Source organism: Delftia sp. 60 (assembly GCF_002754395.1).
Taxonomy (GTDB): Bacteria; Pseudomonadota; Gammaproteobacteria; order Burkholderiales; family Burkholderiaceae_C; genus Comamonas; species Comamonas acidovorans.
The window spans coordinates 4,045,928-4,059,503 of sequence record NZ_PEFD01000001.1 but is presented as its reverse complement, the minus strand read 5'-3'; the positions used below and the strand labels follow the sequence as shown (position 1 = coordinate 4,059,503).

Below are 13,576 nucleotides of genomic sequence, written 5' to 3'. Positions count from 1 at the left end.
GGTCTAGCGCGATGCCTGCGCAGCGCGGGCGCGTTCCAGGTGGAGCACGGCAGCGTCCAGCAGAGGGTCGCCGCCGGCCTGGATGGAGGCGGTGAAGGCCGCGTCCACGGGCACGCGCAGGCGCGGGGTCACGCCTTGGGCTTGTGCGGCGGGGTTGTTGCCGCCAGCGGGGCCGGTTTCTGCGAGCAGGGGGACTTGCACGATGAAGCCGGCCGGCAGGTGCACGCGTGTAGCGGGGCCGGTGGCGCCAGCCGTGGCGCTGGTGGCGACGATGTCGGCACGCTGGCTGTGCTGCAGCCAGGCAGCGAACAGTTCGCAGGGGCCGGCGCAGCCGGGGCCGGTGAGCACGGCGACGGGGGCCGTGAAGGGCGTGCCCGAGGCGGCCAGCGGCAGCTGGGCCGGCAGGCCCAGACCGCCACGGCTGCGCCAGACGCGGGCGGCGGGGTCGAACAGGCGCTGGGCGGCGTCCTGCATGCGCAGCGGCTTGTCGCGCGTGTAGAGCGAGGCCAGCATGTGGGGCACCAGCTGGTAGGCGTCGTCGCCCCGGTGGGCGCGCAGGTCGATGACCAGGCCCGTGACTCTGGCGTGGGTGGCGGCGGCCAGGGCGCCCTCCCAGCGGTTGAGCTGGCCGGTGCCGCCGTCGGCAAAGCTGTCGAGGGCGATGTAGGCCAGGTTGCCGCCCTGGGCGCTGCGCAGCAGGAAGGAGGCGAGGGCGGGCTCGGCCGCAGGCAGGGCCGTGGTTGCGGCTGCAGCGGCGTCCAGGCGCAGGGTCTGCTCCTGGCTGCTGGATGTGCTGTTGGGCGCGCCGGCTGCGGTGCGCAGGCTCAGCGTGGCGGGCGTGCCCAGGTCCAGCGCGAGCAGGTCGGCGCGGCGGGCGTCGGCACCGGCGCGCAGCGAGGCGGGGGCAATGCGGTCCAGGTAGCGTGCCGGGCTTTCCCCTTCGATGGCGAGGATGTCGCTGCCGGGCTGCAGGCCCGCCTTGGCGGCGGCAGAGCCTGGCGCCACGCTGGTGATGGCGATGCGGCCGTCCTCGCGCAGCCAGGTGCGTGGCATGGGCAGGTTGACGCTGCCGCGTGCCAACAGCTGCGGGGATAGGCCCCGGTCTGTGCGGGCAGGCCAGTCCTGGCCGCCGGGCAGCAGAACGCGGTATTGGCCATCGCCCAGGCGCTGGCCCATTTCTGCCAGGGCCTGGGCCTGTGCGGCGCTGTCGCCGCGCTCGGCGGCGGTTTGCAGGCGCTGGCCGTAGTCGGCCCGCAGCTTGCCGGCATCAAAGCCGCTGGCAGCGGCCAGCGGGTGGCGCTCTGCAATGAGGCCGATGAGGGCCTGGGCCGCATCGCCTGCGCCCAGGCGGGACAGGTCGATGTCCTGCGCGGGCTGGACGGCGTGGAAGGCCAGGGCGATTTCCCGGGCACGGTCGAAGCGCAGGCCCTGCGGCTCCAGCGTGACCACGGTGTAGCCGCGCGGCAGGGTGACCATGGGGTCGTCGGCGGTGAACAGGCGCCCGTCGGCGCCAAAGCCGGAAGGGAAGCGCTGCGTGGCATCACTGGCCCAGACCAGCAGCTTGCCGCCCGTGGGCTCCAGGATGTCGCCGCTTTGGCGTGGCCATTCGGTGCGCACCGAGCTGGCGCGCAGCATGGCGTGCTGCTCTATGGCGTCCAGGCTGCGCCGGCCCGCGCGCTGGGGCACGTCGGCGTGGACGGACAGGGCGAAGATGCGCACGCCCCGGCCACCGGGGCGCGCGCGGCCGGTGGACAGGTCATAGGTCGTGCCTTCGGGGTCGCTGGGCAGTTCGATGGCCACGCCGGTGCTGTCGCCGCGCGGCAGGGCCAGCCATTGCGACTTGGCCGGCGCCACATGGGCGGCCTGGCGCTGCACGAGGTACGGCCCCTGGTCCATGAGCGCGACCACGGCCTGGCCGCGCCGGGCGCTGTCCGTCCAGGCGTCGCCCAGCACGGCCATGACGCGGCGTGGGCCGCCCTGGTCGTCCTGCACGGGGGCGGCGCCGGAGGGCGGCGACTGTGCCGCCTCGGGCTGGGCCTGGTTGCGGTCCCACCAGGCACGGGCCTCGCTGGCGGCACCGGTGGCCGCGTTGGTGGCCGTGCTGGCCGCGCTGCGGCCGGCCTCCAGCGCCTGCTGCCCGGCCGTGGCGGCGCCCGAGGCCCGCTGCACGGTGTCGGCAGCCTGTCCGATGGCGCCCAGGTCCAGCGCCTGCGCGGCCGGGGCGGCCAGCAGCGCGGCTGCAATCACTGCCGTGGTGGCGCGTGGAAGACGGCGCCCGCTCATGCGGGCTCCGCAGCGCGGGTGCGCACGTCCAGCGTGAAGTCGTCGCCGCTGGCGCCGGCGTGCAGGCTTTGCAGTTCCTGGCCTTCCACGGTGGCCTGCAGGAAGTGGGTGGCCATGCGCGGCAGCAGGTTCTGGGTGAGGATGCCGTCCACCATGCGCGCGCCGGACTCGACCTCGCTGCAGCGGCGGCGCACCAGGTCCACGGCGGCTTCGTCGAAGCTGAACTGCGCGCCGTGGCGTTCCTCGATGCGCCGCTGTATGCGCAGCATCTGCAGCCGGATGATCTGCTCCAGCATGGCGTCGGAGATGGGGTAGTAGGGCACGACGGTCAGGCGGCCCAGCAGCGCGGCGGGGAAGGTCTGCAGCAGCGGCTGGCGCACGGCCTGGGCCAGGCCTTCCGGCGTGGGCGCCAGGTCCGGGTCGCGGCACATGTTGGCAATCAGGTCCGAGCCCACGTTGGAGGTCAGGATGATGACGGTGTTCTTGAAGTCGATGTAGCGGCCCTCGCCGTCCTCCATCCAGCCCTTGTCGAAGACCTGGAAGAACATCTCGTGCACGTCGGAGTGGGCCTTTTCGATTTCATCGAGCAGGACCACGCTGTAGGGGCGGCGGCGCACGGCCTCGGTGAGCACGCCGCCTTCGCCGTAGCCCACGTAGCCCGGTGGCGCGCCCTTGAGGGTGGAGACGGTGTGCGCCTCCTGGAACTCGCTCATGTTGATGGTGATGAGGTTCTGCTCGCCGCCATACAGGGCTTCGGCCAGGGACAGCGCCGTCTCGGTCTTGCCCACGCCCGAGGGACCGGCCAGCAGGAACACGCCGATGGGCTTGCCCGGGTCGTCCAGCCGCGCGCGCGAGGTCTGGATGCGGCGCGTGATGGCCTCCAGGCCATGGCGCTGGCCGATGACGCGCTTCTCCAGCGTGTCGGCCAGCGAGAGCACGGACTGCACCTCGTCGCGCACCATGCGGCCCACGGGAATGCCGGTCCACTCGGCCACCACAGCGGCGACCACGCCGGCATCGACCACGGGCTGCAGCAGCGGGGAATCGCCCTGCAGCTCGGCGAGCTGGCGGCGCAGCGCTTCCAGCGCGGCCACGCTGGGGGGCTCGGCAGGTTCGGTTGCGGTGGCTTCGGCGGCCGTCTCCGGTGCCGCCGCGGACGGGGCTGCGGCGGCGCCGGTGGAGAAGACGGGCGGCTTCAGGCCCATGAGGGCGGCCTCGGTTTCCAGGATGCGGCGGGCCAGTGCGCTTTCCTGGCCGAAGCGCTCGGCCAGTGTGGCCTGGCGGTCGCGCAGGCTGGCCAGGTCGGTTTCCAGCGCCTGCAGGCGCTCGGCCGTGGGCAGGCCGAGGGCTGCCTCGCGCAGCAGCACTTCCTGCTCCACGCCCAGGGCCTCGATGCGGCGCTGCACGGCTTCCAGCTGGGCGGGCGTGGCATGCAGGGCCATGGCCACGCGCGAGCAGGCCGTGTCCAGCAGGCTGACGGCCTTGTCGGGCAGCTGGCGCGAGGGAATGTAGCGGTGCGACAGGCTGACGGCCGCGGCCACCGCGTCTGCGGCAATGCGCACCTGGTGGTGGTTTTCCAGCTTGGCGGCCACGCCGCGCAGCATGTCCACGGCGCGGGGCTCGTCGGGCTCGTGCACCTGAACGAGCTGGAAGCGGCGGGTCAGGGCCGGGTCTTTTTCGATGTATTTCTTGTACTCGGCCCAGGTGGTGGCGCCGATGGTGCGCAGCGTGCCGCGCGCCAGGGCGGGCTTGAGCAGGTTGGCGGCATCGCCCGTACCGGCCTGGCCGCCCGCGCCCACCAGGGTGTGGACTTCGTCGATGAAGAGCACGATGGGCGTGGTGCTGGACTGCACGGCGTCCAGCAGGCCGCGCAGGCGGTTCTCGAACTCGCCCTTCATGCTGGCGCCGGCCTGCAGCAGGCCCACGTCCAGCACGCGCAGCTCCACGCCCTGCAGCGGCGGCGGCACGTCGCCCTGGGCGATGCGCAGGGCCAGGCCTTCGACCACGGCGGTCTTGCCCACGCCGGCCTCGCCCACCAGGATGGGGTTGTTCTGGCGGCGGCGCAGCAGGATGTCCACCATCTGGCGTACTTCGTCGTCGCGGCCCGTGACCGGGTCCAGCTCGCCCGCCTTGGCGCGGGCCGTCAGGTCCACGGTGTATTGCTGCAGCGCGCCGCCCTGGCCGGGCGCGGTGCCCGTGGCCTGGCTGGCTTCGCCCGGCGTGCCTTCGAGCCCGCTGCCATCGGCCGCGCGCATGCGTGCCTCGGGCGAGTCGGGCAGCAGGCGGGCGAAGGCATCGCTGAGCGCGGGCTCGGAAATCTTGTCGAATTCGCGCGAGATGGAGCGCAGCTCATTGGCCAGCGAGCGCGTGCGCACCATGCCCGACAGTAGATAGGCGCTGCGGATCTGGCTGTCGTTGAACATCAGCGTGGCATAGACCCAGCCGCGCTCGATGGCGGTCTCTATGTGCTCGGAGAAGTCGCTGATCGAGGTGGCGCCGCGCGGCAGCTGGTCCAGGCGGCGCAGCACATCGGCGGCCAGGCGGTCGGAGGCGATGTCGAAGTGGCGCAGGATGCGGATCAGGTCGCAGTCGTTTTCCTGCAGCAGCTGGTGCAGCCAGTGCACCAGCTCCACATAGGGATTGCCGCGCAGCTTGCAGAACACGGTGGCGCCTTCCAGCGACTTGAACAGCAGCGGGTTGAGCTTGCCGAAGAGGGATTGGCGGCTGATTTCTGTCATGGGTCTTGGGTGCGGAAAAAAGTGGATGAATGGGGGCCGGGAATGCCGGCTAGCGGAGGGGGCGGACTTCGACCTTGCGGCCCTTGGCCTGGCACTGCGCCAGCAGCAGGTCCACCCAGGCGCGTTCGACAAGGATGCTGCTGCCGGTCGTTTCCTGCGCCGTTTCACGGACGTCGGTGGCGAGGTGAATAGCCTTGGCTTCAGACAAGGCATCGCCATCCCATTGCGCTTCATCCGGCGATGGTTTGGCGGTGAAGCGGCGCTGTCCCAGATTGGCGATCTGGCCACCTTCGAGCCAGACCATCCAGACCGACAATCGCGCAGGGACTGCGCTGCGGTTGTGCTGTTGCACGAAGCAAAAGCGCTGGAGGGCTGCAGGCTTTCCGTGGCCAGTCGATGCCTGGCGGCTCTTCAAATGGATACGCAGGGCGGCTGGAGAAGGAACCAGGGATTGCGCCGGACGCGAGAAATCGGAGGCCCGCCCGCTTTCCGGCGCTGCCAGCAAAGGCAGAGCCAATCCCGCCAGGGTGGCCAGCAGACACCTTGCGAGCAGGCGACGGCCTTGCCTGAAACGGCATGGCCCGGGAAAGCGGTTGCGTCCGATATGCGGCATGCGGCTATCGGGCAGGAGCCACTTTGATGGTGCGGCCCTTGGCCTTGCACTGCGCCAGCAGTCTGTTCACCCAGGCGCGTTCGACGAGGAAGCTGCTACCGTAGATTTCCTGGGCCGTTTCCCGCACGTCGGTCGCGAGCTTGATGGATTTCATTCTTGCCAGGCTTTCACCATCCGCTTTGGCGTCTTCTTTCGTCAGCGTTTTGGGCGAATAGAGATGCCAGCCCATATTGACGATCTCGCCGCCATTGAGCCAGACCATCCACACGTTCGGTTCGGGATCGGACGGATGGTCGGGACGCTGCTGCACGAAGCAAAAGGTATTGCTCTGGCGGGCTCTTTGGGTTTGCCAGACTTCATCCTTGAACTTCAGGTATTGCCGCAGCGCAGTCATGGACGCGACTCTTTCCTGCGCAGGCCGAGAGTAGTCGGCAGCCGTCGGCTCGGTTTGCTGGCTGCTGATTTCAGCCGGCGATGCTGGTGGCTGCGATGATTCGGAGGCTTGGGCACCCATCAAGCAGGCGCTCACTGCAATGGCAGTGGCAAGGCTGGCCATTGGGAAATGGCGATACGGTTTCAACGTGCTTGATCCAGTATGGGTTGGTGACATGGAGTGGCCTCCTTGGTTTTCGATGTTTTTGGGGATCAGTCGCGTTTGCGCAGCCGGGCATGTGTGTAGAACATATTTCTAGCCAGCGCGGCGTGCTGAATGAAGTCGGCACCGGGAGAGCTGGATTTCGCAGTTCTCCAGGCGAACAGGCCTGTGGGGGTTGGGTCTGGCGGCACCGCGCCGGTGGCAACGTCCAGGGCCGCCTGCACAAAGTCCAGATAGGCCTTGCGTTTGGGATGCAGGCCGTTGTTGGCGTTGTCCACATAGTCGCGGAGGTTCTTGGCAATGTCGGGACCCAGCTTCGGATAGACGTTGAAGCCATGGAATTGGACCGATCCCCGGTCATCCGCCATGACGATGTCCTCGACACTGGTGGCACCGCGGGCCATGAAGTCTTCAGGCTTTCCGCTTTTCAAGCGGTTCTCGATGACTCGGCGCATCCATTGCATTCCGGTTTTCACGTTGTCGAGATTCCAGGCCAGTGAGGTGTCGCCCGGCGAGACGCTTTCCGCCAGGAACAGCCTTGCCAGCATCCCCTCCGTCGTGCTCTCCGCAGGCAGCGAAATGCTTTTCTCCACCTGCACGGTGATGGCTGCGGGCATGACGCTGAGCCCGGTTCCCTGCACCGCCACGATGCTGAGCTTGGTGAGCCCGGGCTGCTGCGCCACGAAGTCGAATTGCCAGCTGTCGGCGCGGGCGTTGTGGGCGGGGGGCTGGGCCGCAAGAATGCTGGGCGCATCGATCCTGGCGCCCAGCTTGTAGGTCTTTGCGACGGCCTCGATCTTGACGCGCAGGCGGTTGCCTTCGACCAGCGTCAGCGTGGAAGGGACCGGGGCGTTGTGCGGGAACTTGATCTGTACGGTGGGCATGTGTGCAAGCAGGGAAGTGGTGATTCAGTGGTTCGGTGATTCAGTGGTTCGAGGGCTGGGGCCGGGGCGCCGGCCCCGCACGGGCTGGCGGCGCTGGCGCAGCCAGGCTTCGGGGTCCAGGCGGAAGTCGCGCGCGTCCTGGGCGGGCTCGGCGTGGGTGAGCCAGGTGGTCCAGCCCAGCTGGGTGCTGCTGCCCAGCCGGGCGGCAGGCACTTCCTGGCGGCGCAGCACCAGCACGTAGTCCCAGGCGAATTCGATGCCCAGGTAGTTGCGCACCCAGTCCACCAGGGTCTGGAACAGTGCGGCCTGGGGCAGCAGCTGCCGGTATTGCTCCAGGCCCAGCGGGCCGAGCACCAGGCGGAACTTGCTTTGTGCATCGGGCACGCGCGAGCCCACGACGGCGTCCACGCCCAGGCGCGAGTTGCAGGGGCGGCCCTGCAGCCGGGTCTGCTGCTCGGGCTCCAGCTCCAGGTGGTGCAGGCAGTTTTCTTCCAGCTTCACGGGAATCTGGAAGTAGTGCGACAGGGCCTGGCACAGGCCTTCGGGGTTGCGCGTCCAGCGGGTCAGATGGCCGGCCATGAAGCGCTTGGCGTGGTCGGGCACTTCGTCGCGCGCGCGCTGGCTGGGCAGGCCGGCGCCTATGAAACTGTCTATGTAGCGGCCAAAGGGGTCTTCGCCCGGGCGGTCCAGCGATGCGGTGGGCTGTGCGTCCGACCAGGCGCGGAACAGCAGCAGCAGCATGCGGTGGTGAAAGATGTCGGAAAAGCGTGCCAGCGTGGCGTCGTCATGCTGGCGCAGGCGCTCGCGCACGTACTCGGTGATGTGCGTGGGCAGCGGGCCGTTGGGGCCGTAGAGGCCGAAGTTCCAGACCGTCATGCGCTCGGGCTCGCCGGCGCGCGAGGGCAGGATTTCTGCAATGGTGGCGGGGGCGAAGGCCAGCGACGGGTCCTGGCCCAGGCGCAGCGGCTCGTCCTTGGGGCGCGTGGCCTGGCCCAGGCGCGGCAGCGCGGGATGGCGTGCCTGCAGGTAGCGCAGGCTGTGCATCAGGTCGAACTGGTAGGGCTTGGCGCTCAGGCGCTGCCAGAACAGGCGCGCCCGGGCGTCGTCGGGCCCGGTGGCCTGCACGGGCGCACGCGCGGGCGCCGGAGCTGGAGCCGGAGCCGCCGACTGGAGGTGCTCCGGTTCGGGCAGGGGGGCGTGGGCGGCGTTGCTCATATGCCGGGCCTTTGTCCGGGGCGCGGAGTCCAGCGCGCGACGGGGCCGCGCTGGCGCGAGTGCAGCTGCAGCTCGGTGAAGCTGTTGACGCCCACATGGCGGGCGAAGAATCGCTCCAGCACATTGGACAGGGGCCAGGGGCTGACGCCGGCCATGGCTGGCTCGTCCACGCTCAGGTGTACGCCCACGCCGCGGCCGTAGACCAGTTGGCGGTGCTGGGGCAGGCGGCGCGTAATGGGTTCGATGCGCATGCCCTGGATGGCGGCGATCTGCCCGGCCAACTGGTGGTTGCCCAGGTCCAGGTACAGGCGCAGTAGCTCCTGCAGTGTGGCCGCGCCTTCCTCGTCGGACAGATCGGTCATGGCCAGGTAGTTCAGGCTCAGGTGGGAGATCAATCGCCAGGTCAGGCCTCCGTCGGCCACGGCGGGGATGGGCGCGCTGGGGCCGGCGATGGCGCGGGCCCATTCCACGGGCGCCGACTCCTGCAGCGCAAAGTCGCCGCCCGGCTGGTTGACGCGCATGAGCAGGGGCAGATCGCGGTTGGTGCACAGGGTGTGCATGGACAGCTGCTTGAGGTCGTCGGAGAACGGGGCCTCGCGCTGGTCCACCAGGGAGATGAAGACTTCCGAGCCCAGGTACTGCGTGCGCGGGCCGCTGCGCAGGCTGCGCTCGGAAAACAGCCGGGGCTCGCGCCGCGTGGTGAAGTAGGCCTGCTCGGTGGAGTGCAGGCCGTGCGTGGATGCGTACAGCGGCGCGAATTCGCGGTCCTGGGTCTTGCCTTCGTGGTGGCCGGTGACGGCCTGCACGCCGTAGACCTCGAAGTCCAGCGGCCGCGTGCGGTCGGGAATGACGTGGTACTCGTGCACGTTGGAGGCCACATGCAGGCGGTCTGCCGTGTACTCGAACAGGTTGATGGCCGGAATGCAGTGCATCAGCAGCTTGGCCGCGTCGATCTGCGGCTCCAGCGTGGGCGCGGCGCGGCGCAGCAGCACGGTGATGCCCACGCCGTCATGGGCAATGCGGCGCATGCTGCGCGACAGGCCGTTGATCGAGAAAAACCGCTGCCGCGCGGGAAACGCAAAGTACTCGTGCAGCAGACGGTGGCCCTGGAAGGCGCGGTGCGAATAGGGAATCAGCGCCTGCTCGCTGTCATGGCCTTCGGCGCGCAGTGCATCGGGCTGCAGCACGTCCCAGACCTGGCGTGGGTCCTGCGGGTGGTGCACCACGATGGCCAGCGTCTGCGTGTGGATGAGCTCCTGCAGGTGGGAGGCGACGACATCGCCCGCATGGATGTAGACCCACAGCTGGTCCATCGCCAGCTGCATGCACTGCGAGGCGTCCAGCGTGGCCAGTTGCAGGCGCAGGTGGCCGCCGGCCTCGCCCAGCTGGGGCACCAGGGCATGGGGCAGGTCCAGCGCCGGGCCGCCCAGGCGCGCCTGGCGTATCTCCAGCGGCCACAGCGTCAGCGGCCCGCCGGTGCGGAATTCGCAGATGGTCTGCTCTTCCTGTGACTTGTGGGTGCGCAGCACGCTGCCAGAGGGCAGGGTGAAGCCGTCCACGAGGTTGCCTTCCTTGGCGCTGGGCTTGAGCTGGACTACCACCATGGATGGCGTGGGCGCGAGGTAGTGGGGGCAGACCATTTCCATCATGCGCTGGGACAGGCGCGGAAACTCCGCATCCATCTTCAGCTGGATGCGCGCGCTCAGAAAGCTGAAGCCTTCCAGCAGGCGCTCCACGTAGGGGTCGGCCACATCGGTGTCGTGCAGGGAAAGGCGGCCCGCCACCTTGGGGAAGGCGGCGGCGAACTCGGCGCCCAGCTCGCGCAGATAGGCCAGTTCGCGGTTGTAGTACTCGACGAGGCGGGGATTCATGGTGTGGGTGGCGGCGTCCGGGCTCAGGCCCTGAGGTTTTGCAGCGAGACCTGGCCGGTCTCCAGGTCCAGGCTGGTCTTGAGCAGCAGCTCCAGCGGATAGGGCATGGACCAGAACTGGCAGCGGATCTCGAACTGCAGCGTGTTGTGGTGGTTGAGCTGCTCGGTGGAGGCCAGCAGCGTCACGGCCAGCGTCTTGGGCAGGATGCGCGGCTCGAAGGCCAGGATGCTTTCGCGGATGCTGCGCTCCACATGGCTCCAGTCCAGCTCGGAAAGCAGCTGGCCGGCCAGCGGCGGCATGCCGTAGTTGATGACCGAACGCTGCACATGCTCCAGCCCCTCCATCTCCACGTGGTCCCAGGCATCGCGCGCATTGAGCAGCCAGCCCAGGTCGCGCAGCAGGGCCTCGCGCAGGCGGGATTCGTTCACGAAGACCGCATCGGGCCGCTCGGTGCGCAGATGGGGCTCATGGTCGGTCAGCCGGTCCAGCAGGGCGGGCTGCAGCCGGTCCTTGGCTGCGGTCGCCTGGTTCTGGCGTGTGCGCAGCGTGGGCATGGGGTTGAGGGGACTGGGGCGCATGGCTTGTTTCTTCAGGAACCGGCCGGCCGGGCAGCCGCCAGGGGGTTCACGGGCTCCTTCGCCTTCAAAGCCGGGTCTTGGCGGCAGGCGGAAAGAGGGCGCGAACGGGCAGAGAAGATCTGAACGATCTGCTCCTTGTCATCGGTGGACACCTTCATGCAGGCGCAGCCATAGCCGTGGCTGCCATGGCCGGTATGCACCCAGTCACGGTTTGCAAAGCGGGGCCAGTCGCCCTGGGCCTGGTGGCCGCCCTGCACGCCAACGGTCCAGTCGGTATCGCGATCGGTCAGCGAGGCATTGGCGGGCGTGGGGTTGTCGAACCAGCCGCAGCGCTGGGTGCCGGGCGTGGCGGCAACGGCAGCCCAGGGGCTCAGACACGCCATCGCAAGGACGAATGCCGCGATCAGGCCTGGCTGCTGGAGCTGCGGCATTTCAATGCGCATCGCGGCCCCCTTCGGAAGCGGTTGCCGCCGGGGTGGTTGCGGCGCCGGCCAGCAGCGCCTGCTCATTCACCCATTCCCGGCTTTTGCCGCGCACGCACCATGCGGGGTTGCTGACCCAGTCGGTGAAGTACATGCTGGGATGGCCTTGAAGGATGTTGCAGCGCTCGTATCCCATTCGGGGCATGGCGTAGTGCTGCAGTGGCGCAACCACCAGAAAGGACACGGCAATGGAAAGCACATTGATGGCGAGGACGCCCATCAGTGCGTACTCCACCTTCTTGAGCACGGTCTTGCTGCAGGAAATGGCATTGGCGATGACCGCTGCAACCATCACCAGCGGGAAGGCGAGCGCTGTGATGGCCAGTGGTGACAGCGGCGTGATCCTGACGGCGGGCGCGCGATCGAGCAGGCCCCGGATGTCGGGCGCAATCTCCGCCAGCACCAGGTACGCATTGGCCGCGAGCAGTGCCATGCCAAGGGGGATGGCCCAGATGGCGTTCCTGCGGTTCTGGCGGACGCGATCTTGCATGGAGTATTCGGTCCCTGTCACTTCTGGCGGTTGATGCTGCACAAGAGGCCGGTACTGCCGGGGCTGGGCGCGCAGGTGATGTCACCGTCGGGCTGCTGACCGTTGTCCTGGTTCAGCTTCTTCCATTCGGGCGACTGGGTGTTGACGCGGTACAGGCCTTGGGGCGTGTCATCGGTCAGGGATTTCAGGGCGGAAATCACCTTTTGCTTGATCTGCCATTTCTGGTCGGCTGCATTCAGCGCCATGCCTGTGACCAGCACGGCCACGGCCATGGCGGCCAGCGGGAGCACGGCCACGGCGGTGGCGCCAGCCACGGCAGCGCCTATGCCAAGGCCCACCATGGTGGCCAGGCCGGCCTTGACGGCCTCCACGCCAATGCCGCCGACCAGGTCGTGCATGGTCTTTTCGTCGTTGAACATGAAGTCCAGCGACTCGATGAGGCTGGAGACCACCACGCCCAGGATGAAGCCGCCCCTGGCCACGTTCTGCAGCCCGCGCATGCCCAGGCCCATCTGCACCATGCGCGGGTTGGAGGCCAGGTAGCGCGTGCCGCGCAGCAGGTGACCGCGCAGGCCCGCATGGCCCCTGATGATGATGTAGGTGCCGCTGGACGTGGTCTTGACGTAGGAGCCCACGCCGGCCATGCCCAGAGCCTGCAGGGTTCTGGCGATCATGTAGGCATCCATGGAGCCCAGGGCCGCAGGCGCGACCCAGGGCTCGCCCACGTTGGGGCTCATCACCTTGGTCCAGTACTCGCCCAGCGGCGTCTGCGCCAGGATGGCGTGCAGCCGGGAGGCGAGCCGCGGGTCGATGCGTGCCTTGTCCGCGAGGATGCCCAGGTACTCCAGGGGCGTGAGCACCAGGACATCCAGCTGGCGCCTTTCCATCTCATCGGCGATGGACTTGGCGTAGTTGACTTGGAAGAGGGTGAAGGCAATCGATGCGGACATTGTGGGCAGGTGTCTGGTCTTGCGGGTGATGAAAAAGGGGCGGGGTATCAGGCGGCGGTGCTCAGCGTGAGCTGGCGCACCTGCAGCATGGGAAAGTCCTCGGAGTCGGTGACCCAGGTGCGCTGGCCGTGGCCGGCCACGTGGCCCGAGGATTCGTCAGGATCGGAGGAGCCTGTGTCCAGCGGGCTCCACTGCGTGCGGCGCGACATGCGGACGGCATCGTCATCGCCGGGCGCCAGCGGATAGCGCGCGGGCATGAAGCCCTGCAGCGCGCCGCCCTCGCGCAGCGTGACCTCGCAGGGCAGCCAGATCAGGTCGCGCAGGTCCTGCACGGGCTCGAAGCCGATCTGTGCAATGGCGTCGAAGGGCAGCCAGTAGTAGCTGCCGTGGGCCAGCAGCTCGCAGACGGGGCCCAGGCGGGTATCGCTGTCGGCCAGCCATTCGAAGCGGTGCTCGCCCATGTGGCCGGCCGTGGCGGGCGCCTCGTCCAGGGCGCGGGCACGCAGGTCCTGGGCGGCCGCTCCTTCATGGGCCAGGGCGTCGATCAGGCAGGCCAGCCATTGCGCGGGCTCGCCCATCAGGAAGGGCTTTTTCTTGCCGGCGAAGACCTCGGCGCGCAGCACTTCGCAGCGGATGGCCTCGCGGTAGGCGCGCGCCATGGGCTCGCACGACGGGTCGAGCTGGGCGCACAGCTGCAACTGCTCCAGCGCCTTTTGCCATTCGCCCAGCACGCACAGCAGCTGGAAGTAGTAGACGCGCAGGGGCGCCGAGGCCGGGGCCTGGCGGATCTGGTCCTTCAGGGCCTTGAGTTGCTCGTCCAGGGAAAGCTGTGAGGTGAAGCTGGGCAGGGGCATGGTGAAAACGCAGGAAAAAGAGA

12 protein-coding genes are annotated in these 13,576 nt (G+C 68.8%); all 12 read right to left on the bottom strand.

Annotated features, from left to right (window positions below):
• Nucleotides 1-3: 3 nt before the first annotated feature.
• The 12 genes from CLV01_RS18360 to CLV01_RS18305 are packed head-to-tail and all read right to left on the bottom strand — an operon-like array spanning nucleotide 4 to nucleotide 13,553.
• Entirely contained in the window at nucleotides 4-2,283 is a 2,280-nt protein-coding gene (locus CLV01_RS18360; protein ID WP_099733572.1) for a S41 family peptidase, read from the bottom strand.
• Entirely contained in the window at nucleotides 2,280-5,021 is a 2,742-nt protein-coding gene (gene tssH / locus CLV01_RS18355; RefSeq protein ID WP_099733573.1) for a type VI secretion system ATPase TssH, read from the bottom strand. Before tssH ends, CLV01_RS18360 begins: the two co-directional genes overlap by 4 nt.
• Nucleotides 5,022-5,070: 49 nt before the next feature.
• Entirely contained in the window at nucleotides 5,071-5,634 is a 564-nt protein-coding gene (locus CLV01_RS18350; RefSeq protein ID WP_099733574.1) for a hypothetical protein, read from the bottom strand.
• 4 nt (nucleotides 5,635-5,638) lie between these two features.
• Nucleotides 5,639-6,244 carry a hypothetical protein gene (locus CLV01_RS18345; protein ID WP_257221381.1) on the bottom strand — a complete coding sequence of 202 codons (606 nt, stop codon included), beginning with the start codon at nucleotides 6,242-6,244 and terminating at the stop codon, nucleotides 5,639-5,641.
• Nucleotides 6,245-6,279: 35 nt separating this feature from the next.
• Nucleotides 6,280-7,113 carry a hypothetical protein gene (locus CLV01_RS18340; RefSeq protein ID WP_071955983.1) on the bottom strand — a complete coding sequence of 278 codons (834 nt, stop codon included), beginning with the start codon at nucleotides 7,111-7,113 and terminating at the stop codon, nucleotides 6,280-6,282.
• 24 nt (nucleotides 7,114-7,137) lie between these two features.
• A complete protein-coding gene (tssG, locus tag CLV01_RS18335; RefSeq protein ID WP_099733576.1) occupies nucleotides 7,138-8,328 on the bottom strand; it encodes a type VI secretion system baseplate subunit TssG in 1,191 nt (396 codons plus the stop codon).
• Nucleotides 8,325-10,199: a type VI secretion system baseplate subunit TssF gene (tssF, locus tag CLV01_RS18330; protein ID WP_012205684.1), complete on the bottom strand. Its 1,875-nt coding sequence runs from the start codon at nucleotides 10,197-10,199 to the stop codon at nucleotides 8,325-8,327. The genes tssG and tssF overlap by 4 nt, the downstream gene beginning before the upstream one ends.
• Nucleotides 10,200-10,222: 23 nt before the next feature.
• Nucleotides 10,223-10,777, bottom strand: a complete 555-nt coding sequence (tssE, locus tag CLV01_RS18325; RefSeq protein ID WP_012205683.1) for a type VI secretion system baseplate subunit TssE — start codon at nucleotides 10,775-10,777, stop codon at nucleotides 10,223-10,225.
• Between the two features lie 11 nt (nucleotides 10,778-10,788).
• A complete protein-coding gene (locus CLV01_RS18320; RefSeq protein WP_099733577.1) occupies nucleotides 10,789-11,220 on the bottom strand; it encodes a DUF4087 domain-containing protein in 432 nt (143 codons plus the stop codon).
• Nucleotides 11,210-11,791, bottom strand: a complete 582-nt coding sequence (locus CLV01_RS18315; protein WP_218968192.1) for a hypothetical protein — start codon at nucleotides 11,789-11,791, stop codon at nucleotides 11,210-11,212. The genes CLV01_RS18320 and CLV01_RS18315 overlap by 11 nt, the downstream gene beginning before the upstream one ends.
• On the bottom strand, nucleotides 11,767-12,699 hold the full coding sequence (locus CLV01_RS18310) for a hypothetical protein (RefSeq protein ID WP_099733579.1): 933 nt from the start codon (nucleotides 12,697-12,699) through the stop codon (nucleotides 11,767-11,769). Before CLV01_RS18310 ends, CLV01_RS18315 begins: the two co-directional genes overlap by 25 nt.
• A gap of 47 nt (nucleotides 12,700-12,746) precedes the next feature.
• Entirely contained in the window at nucleotides 12,747-13,553 is an 807-nt protein-coding gene (locus CLV01_RS18305; RefSeq protein WP_043823011.1) for a type VI secretion system accessory protein TagJ, read from the bottom strand.
• Between the last annotated feature and the right edge of the window lie 23 nt (nucleotides 13,554-13,576).